General features: G+C 38.1%; 13 protein-coding genes. 11 read left to right on the top strand and 2 right to left on the bottom strand.

Annotation, left to right across the window (positions count from 1 at the left end):
- The first annotated feature begins 258 nt into the window (after nucleotides 1–258).
- The 5 genes from DUT68_RS06555 (at nucleotide 259) to DUT68_RS06535 (ending at nucleotide 5,870) form a co-directional block, all read left to right on the top strand.
- Entirely contained in the window at nucleotides 259–1,173 is a 915-nt protein-coding gene (locus tag DUT68_RS06555; RefSeq protein WP_113636830.1) for a PepSY-like domain-containing protein, read from the top strand.
- A gap of 170 nt (nucleotides 1,174–1,343) precedes the next feature.
- The gene (locus DUT68_RS06550; protein ID WP_113636828.1) at nucleotides 1,344–2,570 is read left to right on the top strand and encodes a hypothetical protein; all 1,227 of its coding nucleotides are present in this window, start codon (nucleotides 1,344–1,346) and stop codon (nucleotides 2,568–2,570) included.
- A 518-nt stretch (nucleotides 2,571–3,088) separates the two neighbouring features.
- On the top strand, nucleotides 3,089–3,514 hold the full coding sequence (locus tag DUT68_RS06545; RefSeq protein WP_113636826.1) for an SPOR domain-containing protein: 426 nt from the start codon (nucleotides 3,089–3,091) through the stop codon (nucleotides 3,512–3,514).
- A 136-nt stretch (nucleotides 3,515–3,650) separates the two neighbouring features.
- The gene (locus DUT68_RS06540; protein ID WP_113636824.1) at nucleotides 3,651–4,835 is read left to right on the top strand and encodes a M20 metallopeptidase family protein; all 1,185 of its coding nucleotides are present in this window, start codon (nucleotides 3,651–3,653) and stop codon (nucleotides 4,833–4,835) included.
- 81 nt (nucleotides 4,836–4,916) lie between these two features.
- Nucleotides 4,917–5,870: a hypothetical protein gene (locus tag DUT68_RS06535; protein WP_113636823.1), complete on the top strand. Its 954-nt coding sequence runs from the start codon at nucleotides 4,917–4,919 to the stop codon at nucleotides 5,868–5,870.
- Between the two features lie 204 nt (nucleotides 5,871–6,074).
- Here the strand turns inward: DUT68_RS06535 and DUT68_RS06530 are convergent, their stop codons facing one another.
- A complete protein-coding gene (locus DUT68_RS06530; protein WP_113636821.1) occupies nucleotides 6,075–6,560 on the bottom strand; it encodes a hypothetical protein in 486 nt (161 codons plus the stop codon).
- Between the two features lie 94 nt (nucleotides 6,561–6,654).
- On the opposite strand from DUT68_RS06530, the gene DUT68_RS06525 reads away from it, so the two are divergent.
- The 6 genes from DUT68_RS06525 (at nucleotide 6,655) to DUT68_RS06500 (ending at nucleotide 16,471) form a co-directional block, all read left to right on the top strand.
- Nucleotides 6,655–7,311: an SGNH/GDSL hydrolase family protein gene (locus tag DUT68_RS06525; protein WP_113636819.1), complete on the top strand. Its 657-nt coding sequence runs from the start codon at nucleotides 6,655–6,657 to the stop codon at nucleotides 7,309–7,311.
- 1,501 nt (nucleotides 7,312–8,812) lie between these two features.
- Nucleotides 8,813–10,768, top strand: coding sequence for a DNA primase (dnaG, locus tag DUT68_RS06520; protein ID WP_113636817.1), 1,956 nt, complete (start codon nucleotides 8,813–8,815; stop codon nucleotides 10,766–10,768).
- 97 nt (nucleotides 10,769–10,865) lie between these two features.
- The gene (locus DUT68_RS06515) at nucleotides 10,866–11,231 is read left to right on the top strand and encodes a YraN family protein (RefSeq protein WP_113636815.1); all 366 of its coding nucleotides are present in this window, start codon (nucleotides 10,866–10,868) and stop codon (nucleotides 11,229–11,231) included.
- Nucleotides 11,209–12,282: a glutaminyl-peptide cyclotransferase gene (locus tag DUT68_RS06510; protein ID WP_113636813.1), complete on the top strand. Its 1,074-nt coding sequence runs from the start codon at nucleotides 11,209–11,211 to the stop codon at nucleotides 12,280–12,282. Before DUT68_RS06515 ends, DUT68_RS06510 begins: the two co-directional genes overlap by 23 nt.
- A gap of 91 nt (nucleotides 12,283–12,373) precedes the next feature.
- The gene (locus DUT68_RS06505) at nucleotides 12,374–14,245 is read left to right on the top strand and encodes a transglutaminase-like domain-containing protein (protein ID WP_113636812.1); all 1,872 of its coding nucleotides are present in this window, start codon (nucleotides 12,374–12,376) and stop codon (nucleotides 14,243–14,245) included.
- On the top strand, nucleotides 14,246–16,471 hold the full coding sequence (locus DUT68_RS06500; RefSeq protein WP_113636810.1) for a DUF3857 domain-containing protein: 2,226 nt from the start codon (nucleotides 14,246–14,248) through the stop codon (nucleotides 16,469–16,471).
- Between the two features lie 3 nt (nucleotides 16,472–16,474).
- Here DUT68_RS06500 and DUT68_RS06495 read toward each other — a convergent pair whose 3' ends face one another.
- The gene (locus DUT68_RS06495) at nucleotides 16,475–18,115 is read right to left on the bottom strand and encodes an NAD+ synthase (protein WP_113636808.1); all 1,641 of its coding nucleotides are present in this window, start codon (nucleotides 18,113–18,115) and stop codon (nucleotides 16,475–16,477) included.
- Nucleotides 18,116–18,122: the final 7 nt, after the last annotated feature.

Below are 18,122 nucleotides of genomic sequence, written 5' to 3'. Positions count from 1 at the left end.
CTTACGAAGTTTCAAAAACTTCGTAAGTTTAAAGCAACCAAGCCCCAATTGTGAAAGCAGTTGGGGCTTTTTGTTTGCGGCTAATTACAGCGCAATTTGAATCTGTACAACCTGCTAAAAGTATCAGTAACAAGCTTTTGCGGTCGTTTTTGTCGATACATTGCTCATTTTTGTCGATACTTCAAAAAATCGATTTTACTTTTCGCTCTTATTTGTGTCTATATAACCAAAAATTTTTAACCTAAATCTTCTATAACCATGAAATCGAAATTAAATCAACTGTTTTTGTGCGTTTTATTTTTGTGCACAAGTTTGTTTGCCTGTAAAAAAAGTGCCGACAATAATACCGACGACACGATGGCGCCGAACGCAGCAACCATTAGTGCAACGGGCGCTATCTCAATTAGCTCTTTAATTTCCACGGCAGCAACAGCGCCCGGCGATAGCCTGTATTTGGTAGGGTGTTTTAGTGGCAAAGTAAAAAGAGACACCGTGGCCTTTGCTGCTCTTCCAAGCGCTGTAGGTGCTTATCTACAAGCAAATTACGCCTCTTATATTTTTAAAAAAGCCTTTAAAATTACCGATAATGCAGGTACAGCGTATGTGGTAGTAATTAAGTTCAACGACAAACCGATAGGCTTAAAATTTGATGCGTCAGGGGTATTTGTAAAGGTACTTGAACAGCGTGAGGGTAGGGATCTTAAAGGTAGAGGCTGGCACGATGGTGGTCGCTTCGATCACAGGGACGGTAAGCACCGCGATACCATTGCTTTATCGGCTTTGCCGGCTGCGGTAAAATCAATATTCATTACTACCTATCCTAGTGATACGCTTTTGCATGCACAGGTAACCAAAGATAGCGTATATGTGCTGCTAAGTAAAAATAACGGCCTTTTTGCCACTGCAATTAGCAAACAGGGAACCTTGTTAAAGAGAGTTGCTGTTGATAATGTGAAAGGTATCAGGACGGAGGTTTTGCAGGCTAACTTGCCAACGGCCATTACCAACTACCTTTCGACAACATATCCAGCTTATGTGTTCAACAAAGCTTATGTGCTAAGCAAGGCCGGAACTGTACAGGATTATGTAGTATTGGTAACGGTTAACAGTTCAAGGTATGCGTTCAAATTCAGTGCAAGTGGAGCATTTCAATACTTCGTTATTGTAAATTAACAATCCAATACCCGCTAATAAATTCCCAAACTCACATTAAATACGAAGCCTCAATTGTTCGCAATTGGGGCTTTTTCAATTTTCTTACTCAATTGTGCAAAAAAGTCTCATATCCGTAAAGGCTAAAAAAATAGTTTAGCTTTACTTTAAGTAACTAAATTATTTCTCAAATGAAAATCCAAATCAAAACTATTTTGATGACATTGCTTATCATAGCAGTGCTATTACTGGGCTGTAAAAAAGAAAGGGCTAACGATGTCTCTATGCCGAGTGTTAACATTTCAAAAAATGTGAAATCTGAAATCTTAAATTGGATTGATCTTCACAAGGCTCAGGGCAATTCACAAATCAAATCATTAAGTTTAATTAAAAGCAACCTTGATTTTGAAAATGTAATTTTTGAAAAGAGGAATAATGGCGAAGACATTATTATCATTCCAGTTGAACAAAAGGTAAAAGGGCATTTAAAAATACAGGGAGACTATACATTAAAATTGGTAGCTGTTAAAAATAGAGCTAAATTTCGCTGGGCGATGATTGTAGCATATAGTGCAGAAAACCGTAAGCCAGCTTTGTTAGATGAACGTACAATAAAAAGTATTATCAATAATGACGTTATAGAAAATGATGGGACTTACAAGTTTTATGATATTAAAGGAATGCTGTTATATCAAACTACATATAAAAACAAAAAAATAATTAGTTACAGTAGCGTTAGAAAAAAAAGTGACTTAGAAGTGGGTTCAAAATCGTTAAAAGGAGCCTCTCAAGCAAGGGTGATGGAAGATCAAGAGTGTATAGATTGGTATCTAGTGACAGTTTATTATGACGAAAACGGTATGGTGACTGGCCAAACAGAGGAGTATCTATTTACTACATGTGAAAATACAGAAGGTGGAGGGGATGGTGATGGAGACGGCGGCGGCGAGGGTGGTGGCGGTGGCTTAGAGGAACCTATTGATGTTGAAGTGACGCAAGTGTTTGAATTAAGGGCATGGTTCTCTGATTTTGATGATGATGATTATCAAATACCAACTTCAGCTGGGTCGGGACCTCCGATGGGTGAAATTCCTATTGATACGCCAGTACCAACGCAATTACAATACATCTGTCGTTTAAAAGTCACTTACTTCCCTATCTCACGTCAAATCACTAATGCGACAGCATTAGCCGTTTCGGTTACGCCAACAAATTCTACATATAATAACATGACATGGGGAATGATTAACCGCAATGTAACAGTTTTTTATTCCAATCAAAGCGTTAATACTTTTGGATCGACGGTTACTGGAACTTGGTCAGGTATATTAAGTTTTAGGTGGAGCTATTCAGCATATGGTACGCAAAGGATAAAACAAGTTGGGTTTTCACAGCCAGGTACTATAACTATACCTTAGATTTAAATGGTCGCTATTTAGCGACCATTTAAATTTTTAGTATTTTAACATCGCTTCTTGCTATCAAGAACACTTATTTAACGCTCGGTTCTGCTTCCGGAGCGCAAATTTGCGCTTCTAGATTGCAAATTTGCGCTTCCAAAGTGCAAGCTTCTGCTTCCTAAGCGCTCCGTTCTGCTTCCTAAGCGCAACGGAGCATTAAATTAACCCAACGGAGTATTTACTAAGCTCGTCCGAGCATTCAACTTATTCGTCGCGTCATTAAATTAAGGCTTTGGATCATTAAAATAAGCGGGATGATGCGTTAAAATTAACCGACCTAGCGTTAAAAAGGCATTGGACATCCTTAAAACACCATTAATGTATCCCATTTCATCACTGTAAGTGAGTTAGCAGGATATGCTTATCTTCCAAACATTTGCATAGCCCAGCAATAATCCCGATTTTTGCAAACCCAACGGAAACATTCTCGTTATGTTATAAGCCAAGTTTGTATATGCCGAGAAATATTTAAGCTAATGAAAGTGTTACTTACTATAATTGCTGTTTTGATAAGTTATGCCACTTTTGCCCAAACCAAAGGAGAAGTGATAGTGGTAAAAGATCCATTGATTGATAGCCTCATTGCTAAACGCATTGAGCTTAATAAAGCCAAACCAACGGTAAACAACCCCGCAAGCTCAACCGTTGTATCTTCCATGGGCTATCGAGTGCAAATTTATTACGGCTCCGATAGACGCGAAGTTTTTGCACAGCAGGCCAAGTTTAAAGCTGAGTATCCGAAGCTAAATACGTACATCACCTATAAAGAACCCAATTACTTTTTGCGGGTGGGCGACTATCGTACCAGGTTGGAAGCACAAAAATTCCTTACCGAATTAAAGCCAACTTATCCAACATTATTTATTTTCAGAGAAAAAATCAACCCACCGATTTTAGAGTAATGAAGTTTAATAATGATTGAATGATAGAATTTTAAATGATTGAATAAGTAACTTTCCAACTTTCAACCTTTCAACTTTCCAACTTTTCAATATTCCAACCTTCAACAACATTCCAATCTTTCAACAACAACTAAACATGAAACAAAAAGTACAAGCATTAGCCGATCAAATTTTTAACGAAGTAGTAGGTTTCCGCCAGCATTTGCACGCCAACCCTGAACTTTCATTTCAGGAGTTCGAAACCGCTAAATTTGTGAAGGATAAGCTGAGCGCTTGGGGAATTCCATTTACGGAAATGGCCAATACTGGCGTTGTAGGTTTAATTAAGGGTAAAGGGGATTCTGATCAGGTAATTGCTTTGCGTGGTGACATGGATGCTTTGCCTATAAACGAAGCAAACGATGATAAACCCTATAAGTCTAAAAAACCGGGGGTAATGCATGCGTGCGGACATGATGTGCACACTTCGTCATTACTGGGTACCGCTTATATTCTTAATCAATTGAAAGATGAATTTGCTGGCTCTGTAAAATTAATTTTTCAACCTGCGGAAGAAATTTTGCCTGGTGGCGCAAGTATCATGATTAAAGAAGGGGTATTGCAAAATCCAACGCCACAAGCGGTAGTGGGACAACATGTAATGCCTTTAATTGATGCTGGAAAAGTGGGCTTCAGATCAGGGATTTATATGGCTTCAACCGATGAACTTTACGTAACTGTTACGGGTAAAGGTGGTCATGGTGCGCAGCCTCATCAAAATATTGATCCGGTGTTGATCACCTCACACATTATTGTTGCTTTGCAGCAAATAGTAAGCAGAAATGCAGATCCACGCCTGCCTTCGGTACTTTCATTTGGTAAAGTAATCGCCAATGGCGCTACTAATGTTATCCCTAACGAAGTAAAGTTGGAAGGTACATTTAGGACACTGAACGAAAAATGGCGTGATGAGGCGCATCGTTTAATGAAAAAAATGGCCGAAGGTATCGCTGAAAGCATGGGAGGGAATTGTCATTTCGATATCCATAGAGGTTATCCTTTTTTAATTAATGAAGAGAAACTCACCGCCAATGCCAGAGCTTTTGCTGAAGACTATCTCGGAAAAGAAAATGTTGTGGATTTAGATATATGGATGGCAGCCGAAGATTTCGCTTATTATTCGCAAGTAACCGATGCTTGTTTTTATCGCCTAGGTACTGGAAATGCACTAAAAGATACTTGCCACTCGGTACATACACCAAATTTTGACATCGATGAAGATGCCCTTAAAACTTCTACGGGTTTAATGGCTTACATTGCACTGAAACAATTGGGCAATTAAGTGGTTGTTTTGTTATTTAGTAGTTAGTTTTTTGGTGCTGCCAAATTACAACTTACCACATTCTTAAGTATTACTTCTATAATGAAGAAATTTAATTTCGTATTACTGTCAATCTTTTTTTTTGTTAGCGCCAACGCTCAGCAAATACCGCGTTTCAATCCAGATACGATAAAAACGATAACTCTCGATTCGGTAGTAAATATCAAGGCTAAGCGCTTAAATATCGAAACTTTTATTGATGCCATCATCAACGATACCAGTTTTTATCAGGCTTTTCGCAATATGAAAAAGTATACTTTCATTGCTGAAAACAGGGTGTATACTTATGACAAAAAAAACAAGGTGGATGGAAAAATTTATCGCAAAATAAAGCATAATAATGATGGCCCCTATAAAATGGAATATTTGGTAAAGGAGGATAATGGGAAGGTTTATAAAAAAAATGGAAAGTATCAGTTATATACGGTTGAAATGTTCGACTATATTTTCATGAATGCTTACAACACCGACTTTGTTCCAAATGCTGCGCCATCAAGCTCAAAGGGCAAAAAAGGCGCTAACGAAGGGTATAAGGACAAGCTCAAAACTTTGATTTTTAATCCGGGAAGACCGATTAAAGGCATCCCATTTATTGGAAGTAAAACAGAAATATTTACCGCCAATATGCGCCAATATTACGATTATACTTTTTATAGCGGTACTTATCTGGATTCCATTCCGGTATATCGCTTTAAGGTATCGGTTAAACCTGATTTATCTAGCTGGACGAAAGATGGGATTATGATTAAAGAACTGGTAACGATATTCGATAAGCGGAATTTTGAAATTTTAGGTCGTTATGTGGATATGAAGTATAGCAATCTGCTTTTTGATTTTGATGTACAAATGAATATCGAAATGAGCTATTTCAATGAAGTGAAGTTGCCAACTAAAATTACTTACCAAGGAAATTGGGATTATCCTCTAAAGAAAGAAGAGCGTGCTAGTTTTTTGGTGCTTCATAAAGATTACCAGTTGGGTAAAGGAAAGCAATAGGCGAGCTTAGCTTAGGCAATGTATTGGTTATTCTGTGCTAAAGAGCCAACTCAAAAGCTGGTGTTTAGCTGTAGCAAAATAAAGTCTTCACACTGAAAGGTTTGCCTTTGGCTTTTTCTTGACGGCACTTGGAAGTGTATATAACCGTCATCCCGAATATTTCAGGATTAGTTATGCCTGATAAACCTATATTTTTTACGATAGTTACTGGTTGACGTATTTACTTAGCTTTTCAGAAACAGTACTATAATCGATTTTTTCTCGATCGGCTTTCATTTTAACTTCGGCACCGTGAATTGCGCCATGTAAAATCATACTTAAAGCCACTACTGCAGTGGTACCTCCAACGCCTACTAAAATGGCGGTGTTAGCATCTTCAATAGATTGTGCAGTTACAATAGCTCCAGCTGCTAGGGCACCGGTAACAATGGCATAGCCGATATCTTTATGAGATTTAAACACCTTAATGCTGCTAATTTTTTTATAATTTATTGCACTAGTAATGTTTCTTTTATCTACCAGGGTTAGGGCTGTATCACTAATCAGTGTAATTTGGCCACGTACCTTTTGTTTGTCTTGTGTGGTTACAATGGCGTTATAACGAAATTTCTTCTGAACCTGAGCAAATCCAAAATTTACAAAACCTATGGTTAATAAGATGGGTAATAGTAACTTAATTGATAGTTTCATTAACGAGCGGGGTGTTTTTTAACAAAGATAGAAAATAATTAAGCATGTTGTTATTTACGCTTAAACAATTAAATTAGCTGAACAAAAATTAAACATGAAAACAACCATAAAACTATTTGTTGTGGCTTTAGCTGCACTTTCCTTATTTGCTATGAAACCTAATAGAAAAAGAGTAATATTTTTTGGCGATTCGATTACTCAAGCGGGAGTGCAAGGCAATGGATATATCAATTTGTTAAAAAAACAGGTAGATACCAATAAGTTTGAGCTAATAGGAGCGGGTATTGGCGGTAACAAAGTTTACGATTTGTATTTGAGGCTAGAGGAAGATGTACTGGCGAAGAAACCTGATTTGGTTTTTATTTATGTAGGTATCAATGATGTTTGGCATAAATTAGGCGCCAGGACTGGAACTGATTATCCTAAATATATTAAGTTTTATCAGGCCTTAATTGATAAAATAAGGGCAAATGGAAGTAAGCTGGTACTTTGTACGCCATCGGTAATTGGAGAGAAAAAAGCTAATGCCAATGAACTTGATGGGGAATTGGACAAATACGCTGAAGGTATAAGAGAACTTGCAGCAAAGAACAATATTCCACTTTGTGATTTAAGAAAGGCATTTACAGCTTATGAGGAAAAGAACAATGCTCAGGATTTGGAAAAAGGTGTGCTAACTTCTGATAAAGTACATTTGAATGAAAAAGGGAATCAGTTTGTTGCCGAACAAATGGTTTCGTTTATTAAGTAGTACCGTTAGTTTTTTGGGTACATATTTATCTCAGCGATCTTTCATCCTTTGCGGTTAATAATTGGACTTTGTAGTGGTAGGCACTTTGTCATTCTGAGCGCAGCGAAGAATCTGGTAAACATTATCGTATACATTTGGAAATCGTTTTGCGTTAACCTTTTTACGTTTCTTTTTGCCTATTTACCTCTGCGGTCTTCAATACTTTGCGGTTAATGAATGGGCTTCTGCATTAACTGGAACTTTGTCATTCTGAGCGCAGCGAAGAATCTAGTAACATTTTAGACGTGTTATATACGTGCCGCTATTATTGCGTATGCGTAAACCGTTTTTGCGTTAAATTTTTTACGTTCTTTTGGCTTGAACCAAAAGAACCAAAAGTTCAAGGCTGCTTAGCCTCGTCTTGCTGCGGCTCAATCAGAGCTTGTTTGCGCAAAATGAGCCGCTGCGCTTCTCCATTTTGCTTGTTGGTGCAAGGTTTTTGCAAGTGCTACAGCCCTGATCGGCCTCCGCTTCACGACGCTAAGAGGCCGTAGGCGTTCTTGGTAATGTTATTGCCGGTTGTTAGGATAGTTTACAGCCGCCTAAAACTAATGCCTATTTGTCTCTGCGGTCTTCAATACTTTGCGGTTAATGAATGGGCATCTGGATTAACTTGAACTTTGTCATTCTGAGCGCAGCGAAGAATCTAGTAAACATTCACTATACGTGCTGTCATCCGCGTATGCGGTAATCATCATTGGATAAGCTTGTTTAGTTCTTTTACGTTCTTTTGGCTTGAACCAAAAGAACCAAAAGTTCAAGGCTGCTTAGCCTCGTCTTGCTGCGGCTCAATCAGAGCTTGTTTGCGCAAAATGAGCCGCTGCGCTTCTCCATTTTGCTTGTTGGTGCAAGGTTTTTGCAAGTGCTACAGCCCTGATCGGCCTCCGCTTCACGATGCCAAGAGGCCGTATGTGTTCTTGGGAATGTCATTGCCGCTTTTTAGGCTAGTTTGCAAGCTGCCTATTTTTCTCTGCGGTCTTCAATACTTTGCGGTTAATGAGTGGGCTTTGCACTACTAGGGATTTTGTCATTCTGAGCGCAGCGAAGAATCTGGTAAACATTCTCATATACATTTGGAAATCGTTTTGCGTTAACCTTTTTATGTTTCTTTTTGCCTATTTATCTCTGCGGTCTTCAATACTTTGTGGTTAATGAATGGTCTTTGCACTACTGGGGATTTTGTGATTCTGAGCGTAGCGAAGAATCTGGTAAACATTCTCTTAAACATTTGAAAACCGTTTGCGTTAACCTTTTTACGTTCTTTTTTGCTTGTTTATCTCCGCAATCAATACTTTGCGGTTAATGAATATCCTCAACAAATCTCAAACAAATTCGGAATTGCGCATCATTGCAAGCTAAAATAAAGCCCATCGTGCTAACACATTAACTGAGGTGCTAAAATAAATTGCTAAATTTGAATTCTATTTTAGCCTACCCACAGCACAGAAAGATTTAGCGGAATATGATTACAGCCGAAACCATTGAAAAGATTAAGGAAACAGCACGTATTGAGGAGGTGGTGGGCGATTTCGTGCATCTTAAAAAACGTGGTACAAGCCTAATCGGTAACTGCCCTTTTCACGGAGAAAAAACGCCTTCCTTTCACGTATCGGTTAGTAAAGGAATTTATAAGTGCTTTGGTTGTGGCGTAGCCGGCGATTCGGTACGTTTTGTAATGGACCATGAAAAGTATTCTTATCCGGAGGCGTTAAAATACTTGGCCAACAAATACAATATTGAGGTTGAAGAAACGGTTGAAAGCAAGGAAAACATTGAGTTAAATAGTGCTAGGGAGAGTCTTTACATCGTTTCCCAATTTGCCGCCAACTTTTTCGAAGATCAACTTTGGAATAGCGATGACGGAAAGGCTATAGGCTTGAGCTATTTCAAGGAACGGGGCTTTAGGGAAGATATCATTAAAAAATTCAACCTTGGTTACTCACCTGACGTTTGGGATGCACTTACCCAGGAAGCCATCAAAAATCAGCATGCGGAAGAATATCTAGAAAAAACGGGGCTAGCTATACGCAACGACAAATGCAAGCTTTACGACAGGTTTAGAGGCAGGGTGATGTTCCCCATCCACAACTTTACCGGCAGGGTTATAGGTTTTGGTGGCCGTACGTTAAAAACTGATAAGAACGTTCCAAAGTACGTTAACTCTCCTGAAAGTGATATCTATCATAAGTCTAATGTATTGTATGGTTTGTACCATGCCAAAAAAGCCATTCGAGATCAAGATAACTGTTACTTAGTTGAAGGATATGCCGATGTGTTGGCCGTACATCAGGCCTATATCGAAAACGTAGTTGCTTCGTCGGGAACTTCTTTAACTATCGAGCAAATTAAGCTGATTAGCAGATTTACGCAGAATGTTACCATTTTATACGATGGAGATGCGGCTGGTATAAAAGCTTCGTTACGTGGTTTGGACATGATTTTGGAGGAAGGACTAAACGTAAAAGTAGTTTCTTTCCCTGATGGTGATGATCCAGATTCGTACATGCACAAGGTTGGCGCTGGAGCATTCAAAACCTACATCGAAGAGCAACGTCAGGACTTTATCCTTTACAAAGCCAACATTTTATTGGCCGAAGCAGGTAAAGATCCTATAAAGCGTGCTGGTATCATCAGAGATATTGTAGAAAGCATTGCCAAAATTCCTGATAACATTAAAGCTTCTGTATTTGTAAGGGAATGTAGCCACTTGTTGGAAATTGAAGAGCGGGTTTTGCTCACCGAACTTAACGCCATCAAAGTTGCTAAAAGTAAAAAGTCGGCACCTGCACCACGGACCAGCAATCCGGGCCATCCCGATATGCCGCCCGACGATTTGTTTGCTGAGGATGGGCCGGTTCAAGATCCCGCTATTGCAGTACAGCAAGTAAGTACCGATTTATTACAGGAACAGGAAATTATCAGGTTATTGTTGCTTTTTGGGCACGAAATGGTGAATTGGGAACAGATTGGCGAAATGCATGTGGGTTCATTTATCATCCAAAACTTAGGTGATGTATCTTTTGATAACGATTTATGCAAACGTATTGTTGATGATTACATTAGTCAATCGGAAATGGGTGAACTGCCCACGTTTAATTATTTTTTGAGACATAAAGATGCTGAAATCTCCAATTTGGCAATTACGCTAACCACCTCGCCTTATCAATTAAGTGAAAACTGGCTTCAAAAACATCAAATTTATGTTAAGGATGAAGCCCAAAATATCAAGTCGGCGGTTTTGGGTGGCCTTTATCACTTAAAGAAACGCAAGGTAGATAAGATGCTTACAGACTTGATGAACCAAATGAAAGAAGAACGTGACGAAGTAAATTTGGAAGCTTTGCAGGGACGTTATATGCAGGTAAAGAACATTGAAAGGGTAATATCTAAGTTCTTAGGGTCGGTAATTGTGAAATAATGATTGAATTTTAAATGAGCGAATGATTGATTGCCTAATTTAGCTTGATCTTTAATTATTCTATCTTTCAAAATTTAATCAATCTATCATTTTCAATATGGCAATTCACAATGATATAGGCAAAGCGGGTGAAAGTGCTGCTGTCCAATTTCTGTTACAGCAGGGCTACGAAATTTTAGACGAAAATTGGACGCATGGCAAATGTGAGGTGGATATCATTGCGTTTAAATCAAATACCATTATCTTTATAGAAGTTAAAACACGCAGTTCAGTTGCTTTTGGAATGCCCGAAGACTTTGTAAGTGCCGGTAAGCAGAAACAATTGGAACTGGCTTCGGAGGCCTATATCGACATTATGGATCATCAAGGAGAAATAAGGTTTGACATTATTGCAATTGTGTTAACTAAAGACAAACAATTTAAAATTAATCACATTGAAGATGCTTTTTGGCCGTACCAATAAAATCATATTTACTTTTTTGCTATTCGTGAGCATGTTTCAGCTGGCTTGCAATAACAAGGTATCTGAATACATTACTTTTAAAAATCCATTGCAAGGCGAGAGTTTTCATGCTGGTAAGCCAGTTAAAATAGAACTTGATATCCCAGAGAAATTGCAGGTTCAAACCATCGATTATTTGGTAGATGGAAAATCTTTTGCACAAAAAACGGATAAGAATGCAGTTTTAATGGATACAAAAGAACTTCCGTTAGGTTACCGCTTAATTACTGCAATTGTGAACAGTGGCGAAAAACGTGACACAGTTACCAGTAACATCATACTTACTACGGATAAAAAACCTGTGAAATTAACTTACGCTTTGGTAAACACGTTTCCGCATGATACCTCTTCGTACACGCAGGGCTTGAGCTTTGTTGCCGGTAATTTATTGGAAAGCACAGGTAGGAAAGGCTTCTCTAAGCTTGCTTACGTGAATTTATCAACCGGAAAAGCTATCAAATCTGTTCCGCTAAAGCCCGATTATTTTGGCGAAGGTTCTGTTCAAATTGATAACAAGATTATTGTACTTACTTGGCAAAATAACCTTGGCCTTGTTTATGATGCCAGTACTTTTAAGGAGCAAAGTACCTTTCCTTACCAGAGTAGCAACGAAGGCTGGGGCTTAACTTTCGATGGTGAAAATTTGTTAAAGAGCGATGGCTCAAACCGTATTTGGAAGTTGAACGCACAAAACTATAAGGAAGAGAGCTACATTGAAGTGTACGACAACAATGGCCCAGTGGATAGATTAAACGAGTTGGAATACATTGACGGTAAAATATATGCCAATGTATACACCACAAATAAAATTGTTAGGATTAACCCGCTGAGTGGTTTAGTAGAGGCTGAGCTTGATTTGAGTAAGTTAGTGCCCAAGAATTTCTTTAAAGACGAGTATGAAATTGGCAATAATGTGTTAAACGGAATTGCCTACGATACTGCGAATAAACGCCTATTTGTTACTGGTAAAAAATGGCCAAAGCTTTACGAAATCAAACTGATTGAGAAATAATTACGCTTTGATAGCCTTGATGGTGAGGCGCTCTACCATCCATTCATTTTTTGTTTGAAAAACTTAAGGCGTTTTATATATTTGTTATACCATGCCATTCAAACAAACGCTTTTAACATTGCTGCTACTGCTTTGTAGTTGCTTTGTGCTAAAATCTCAAGAAATTGATACAACTGTAAATATCACTTCTTATTCTTCTTCCTATACTTTCGTTAAAGAAAAAGGTACAGATAAAGTTCAGGTAAAAGAGAGTCACAAAATCAAATACAAGTGTGCCCGACCTACAGTTTTGCCGCTTGCTGCCTACTACAATGAGAATTCTAAAGTAACGCTTTTTGAATGCAAAATTAATGGCAGCAGATTTTACTATAAACCTAAAGATACCTATGTTGCTATCAAAGATATTTTTTATTCTGATGCGAGGGTGGTATACTACGATCTTGAGGTTCCTGCCAATGCAGTTGTTGAACTAACAGTAGAAAAAACCACGCTAAATCCCATCTATTTCACCAATATCCAGTTTGTTGACGATTACAAGACGCAGGCAAGAGAGATTGCCATCAATATTCCTGCTTGGATGGATGTTACATTTAAGGAACTTAACTTCGATGGGTTTAAGATTGAAAAAAACGCGGAGCTAAACGCCAAGGACGGCACAGAAAAAATTGTTTATAAAGCGGTCAATTTACCAGCCATAAAAAAGGAAAGATATAGTCCGGGCAACACCTTTATTTATCCGCATTTGTTTGCGCTGGCATCAAAAAAGGCTAACCAGGATGTAAAGGCATATTTTACCTCGCTACAGGAGCAATACAACTGGTACCACAGCTTAACCGCAAATTTGGACGAACACGAGCATAATGCAATTACGGCACAAGTAAGCGAAATATGTAAGGGAAAAACTACTGATTTAGATAAAGTAAAGGCCGTATTTTATTGGATACAGCAACACATCAGATACATTGCTTTTGAAGATGGAATTGCTGGATTTAGGCCTGATAAAGCCAGCGAGGTATTAAGGAAAAAATACGGCGACTGTAAAGGAATGGCCAATTTGACTAAAACCATGTTGAAAGCACTAAATTTAGATGCGAGGTTATGCTGGATAGGCACTAATCACTTGGCGTACAATTACGAAACTCCATCATTAGCGGTAGATAATCACATGATTGCTGCGGTAAAACTTAACGATCGCTTTCATTTTTTGGATGCCACAGAAACTTACCTGGGTTTTAATGAATATGCAGAGCGGATACAGGGGAGGCAAGTGCTTATAGAAGATGGCGAGAAGTACATTTTAACCAATGTTCCCACTACAAAAGTGCAGCAGAATTTAGACTTCCAGTTAAAGACACTGAGCATTGATGGAAAAAATTTGATAGGTACAGCTGAACAAGTTTGGGAAGGGGAGGAAAAAGAAAATATGCTTTCATCCTTACATGCCAGTAAGAAAGATGAAATGTTGGAAGGCATGTCGAGCTTTATCAATAGCGGCAATAATAATTTTGAAGTGAAAGATTTAACGCATTCTGATTTGAATAGTTTCGATGGGCAGGTGAGCGCTAAGTTTTCGGTTTTACTAAAAAATAGTATTGATGTTTTCGGAAAAGAACAATATGTTAATTTGGATGCAACTAAAGAATTTGCGAATTTTTTTATAGATACAGCAAAGCGAAGCCACGACTACTGGTTGCCATATAAAATGAATGTGCGAAAGGAAATAGTGCTGAAAATACCAGCTGGTTTTGCAGTTACCAATAAGCCAAATAACCTCGTTATCAATACCCCTGATTATGCAATTAATTTATCGTATGAGGTAAATAAAGATGTGTTAACCTACAAAAAAAGCATCCAGATACATAATACCAAAATCAACAAGAAAAACTTTGGTGCTTGGAACAACGATTTCAAGAAACTTTCACAATACTATCAAGAACCAATAACGCTGAAATCAACCCTTTAAATGAAATTTAAACTTACTTTCTTACTTGTACTTATTTGTACATTCAGTTTTGCCCAGGACAATAAGGCCAAAACATACAAACAAAAATCCGACGAGCTTAAACAAACTATTTGGCAAAGTAACACTGATATTTTCGCAAGCAACGCAGTTCCCGATAAGTATAAAGGAGAAAGTGCAGTAGTATTAGGGCGAAGTTTCGAGATGCAAAGAACATCTAACTCTAAGTTTAAGTTTATGGGATTGGGCGGTGGAAATATTACAAAAACCAATAGAACTACCGTTTTTAGGGAAAAAGTTAAAATTAATGATAAGGCGGCCTTAGAGAGTTTTTCTAAGTTGGAGTATGAGAAAATTGTTGATAGAACACAATCGTTCCTGTTTTCCAATATGAAAAATAAAGCCGAGGTTTTTGTGGGTGTGAAAGTGATTAAAGCCGATGGGAATGAACAAATAATTAATACGGATGAGGAAGTGCTTCTTTCGAGCAACAATAAAAATCAAACTGCCAAATTAGCTATTCCAGGCTTACAAATTGGGGATATTGTTGACTATTACATTTGTACCATTAAACTTATAGAGGGTTTGGAAGATGATGAAGCCAATAAGTATTTTTTCTTCCTTGCCGACGAATATCATGTGCTAAAGTACAGTTATGTATTCCAGTACAACAAAAAGGTTCGCGTGAATATGTTATGTGCCAATGGTGCTGCAGCTCCAGTTGAATCTTCAAGTGGCCCCGAAGATATCGTTTATACCTTTAAGGGCGAAAATATGCCAAAGTTAAAGGAAGAGGTGTGGTCTTCGTGGTATAAGAACATCCCTTATTTTACGGTTTCGAGCAATTACAGAACTAAGTTAGAGAATTTAGGAGCTTCTCCTTTGGATAAGTTTGATAACAAAAAATCCATTTTGGAAAACCGATTGTATAACTACGGAAAAACTTTTAATGCTGTGCTATATCCTTTTGATCAAAGTCCGCAGAAAAAATTGGAAAACAAGTTTAAGGCTAAAGAATTGAAGAGCTTGCCACTGGATAGCACCATGAAGATTTTTTATGACCAGTGGAGATATAACACCTTTTTTACCTACGATGACCGAAACTATGAAATGGGGCAAAGGCGCAATTATTGGAGGGCTTTTAGCAGGTACAATGCAGCTGCAGCATGCCAAATGTTGTGTGATATGAAAATACCTCACGACCTTATTGTTACTACATCGAAATATTCAAACACATTAGAGAACGTTTTTGATGATACCGATTTTGATGTTCTGTTGAGGATCAATGGAAGCAAGCCGCTTTATATGGCTTTTGAGAGATTTAACACTAGATTTAACGAACTTCCATCGTATTACGAAGGGCAAAAAGCTTTGGTTTTAACACCAACTAGACACTCTGCTAAGGAATATACTTTTACCAGTGTAGAGGCAACTTTACCAGTTTCGGCAGCTGAGCACAACAAAATAGATGAAAGCTTGGTGGTAAACTTTCCAACTGACATGCAAACCATTAGCGTTAAAAGAAATGTAAAACAACAAGGTCACATGCGTTTGGCGGACCAGCTTGGCCTACTTTTAATGGAGGATACAGATGCAGAGATGACCAAAATGCTTGGTGGCGAAGAGATGAAGAAAAGAACAACAAGCTATAATGTAAAGCAAACCTATAACAATTTAATGACCTCCATTGCAGATGCCAGAAAAGCTGTAAAGGATAACTTTTCCGAGGAAATTAGAGTGCAGTACGACCAAGCACCAAAGGAATTAAGTACTTACAAAATAGTAAATAGCGGTGTTACAAATACACAGCCTTTTGAGTATGAAACTACTTTTACGATGGATGGCTTTGTAAAACGAGCAGGAAGCAATTACATTTTTAACGTTGGAAAGTTAATTGGCACTATTAATAAATTTGAGCAAAAGGATAGAACTAGGGAAACTGATATTGTAATGCCTTCTGCCAGAACGTTAAATTACCAAATTGCTTTTGATGTTCCTTCGGGATATGATATTAAAGGCTTAGCAGATTTGAATACAGAATTGACCAACGAAATTGGCACTTTCAAAGTAACCAGTAGTAGCAATGCCAATAAGGTTACTTTAAACGTGAGTCGTAAGTATGCCGTATCCAATGCGCCAAAAGGAAAATGGAATGAGCTGCTAGCTTTATTAGACGCCGCTTATGATTTTACCGAAAAGAAAGTACTATTTGAAAAGACAGGTAAATAAAACCTAGTCCATGTACTTGCCTACAATTGGCATGCGGCGGCCCATACCGAAAGCTTTTGGTGATACCCTCAAAATAGGTGGAGTTTGATAACGTTTAAACTCCGCCAAATTAACCATTCGTAGGATGCGTTTTACTAAAGCTTCTTCAAAGCCTTGTGCAATAATTTCTTTCGATCCCTTTTTAAGCTCAATGTGTTGGTATAAAATTGCGTCCAGCTCATCATATTCAGGTAGTGAATCCGAATCTTTTTGATCAGGCCTTAGCTCTGCAGATGGTGGTTTTACAATGGTATTAATCGGGATGATTTCTCTGTCTTTATTAAGGTATTTGGCCAGTTTAAATACCTGCGTTTTGTACACGTCGCCAATTACACTAATGGCACCGCACATATCTCCGTATAATGTTCCATACCCAACGGCGCACTCGCTTTTGTTAGAGGTGTTGAGCAAAATGTAGCCAAATTTGTTCGACATGGCCATTACCACAATACCCCTGCACCTAGCTTGAATATTTTCTTCAGCTAAGTTAAATGGCAACCCTTCAAATGGTTTTGCCAACATGCTATCGAAAGCATCTGCAGCTTCTTTAATAGGGATAATTTCGTGTTTACAGCCAATGTTGTTTACTAAATCCAAGGCATCTTGTACCGAGTGGTCTGTAGAATATTTGGAAGGCATCAAAACCGCCATTACATTTTCCGAGCCAAGCGCTTTACAGGCCAATGCACAAACTACCGCTGAGTCAATTCCTCCGGAAAGTCCTAAAACTGCTTTTTTAAATCCAGATTTAGCAAAGTAATCTTTTATGCCTAAAACCAATGCATCGTGAATTTGCTCAATATCGGTGCTCCTATTTGCAGCAGGATATTTGTTTTTTACGTTTTGTACTTCTTCCAAATCAAACACCTGCAAATCTTCCTCAAAGTACTTCATCTCTGCTTTAAGCGATCCCTCTTCATCAAAAACTAAAGAGCCGCCATCAAAAATAATCTCTGTTTGCGCACCCACTTGGTTTACGTAAAACAAAGGCAACTGGTATTTTTTGGCATTATCAGAAAGTACTTTGATACGATCTTCATCATGTCCATAATCAAAAGGAGAAGCTGCAATGTTGATCATTAAATCAGGCTGTTGCTTAATCAACTCATCCATCGGACAAGAAACATACAACGGATTGTCGTTGATGTTCCATAAATCTTCGCAAATTGTCAACGCAATTTTCTTTCCCTGATATTCAACACAGTCAAACACCGTATTAGGTTCAAAGTATCGGTACTCATCAAATACATCGTAAGTTGGAAGTAACGCCTTTTTAACTATTTGCTGTACTTTACCATCGGCAATAAAATAAGCCGCATTGTAAAGGTCTTTTCCCTCAACAACTGGATTTTTAATAGGTAAACCCACAATACAGGCAATGCCTACGCAATGTGTTGCAATATGTTGCGCAGCTTGGTCACAAAGTGAAATAAAATCTTCAAACTCTAAAAAATCACGTGGCGGATAACCACAAATAGCTAATTCAGCAAATACCACTATATCTGCTCCCTTTGCTTTCGCTAAATCAACGTTTGCTATAATTTTTTGGGTATTGCTTTCGAAATTACCTATGTGATAGTTGAGCTGTGCTAATGCAATTTTCATCTTTGTA

The organism is Pedobacter zeaxanthinifaciens (genome assembly GCF_003313335.1).
GTDB classification, from domain to species: Bacteria; Bacteroidota; Bacteroidia; order Sphingobacteriales; family Sphingobacteriaceae; genus Pedobacter; species Pedobacter zeaxanthinifaciens.
The sequence above is the reverse complement of the archived record's forward strand: the minus strand, read 5'-3'. Positions and strand labels throughout refer to the sequence as shown.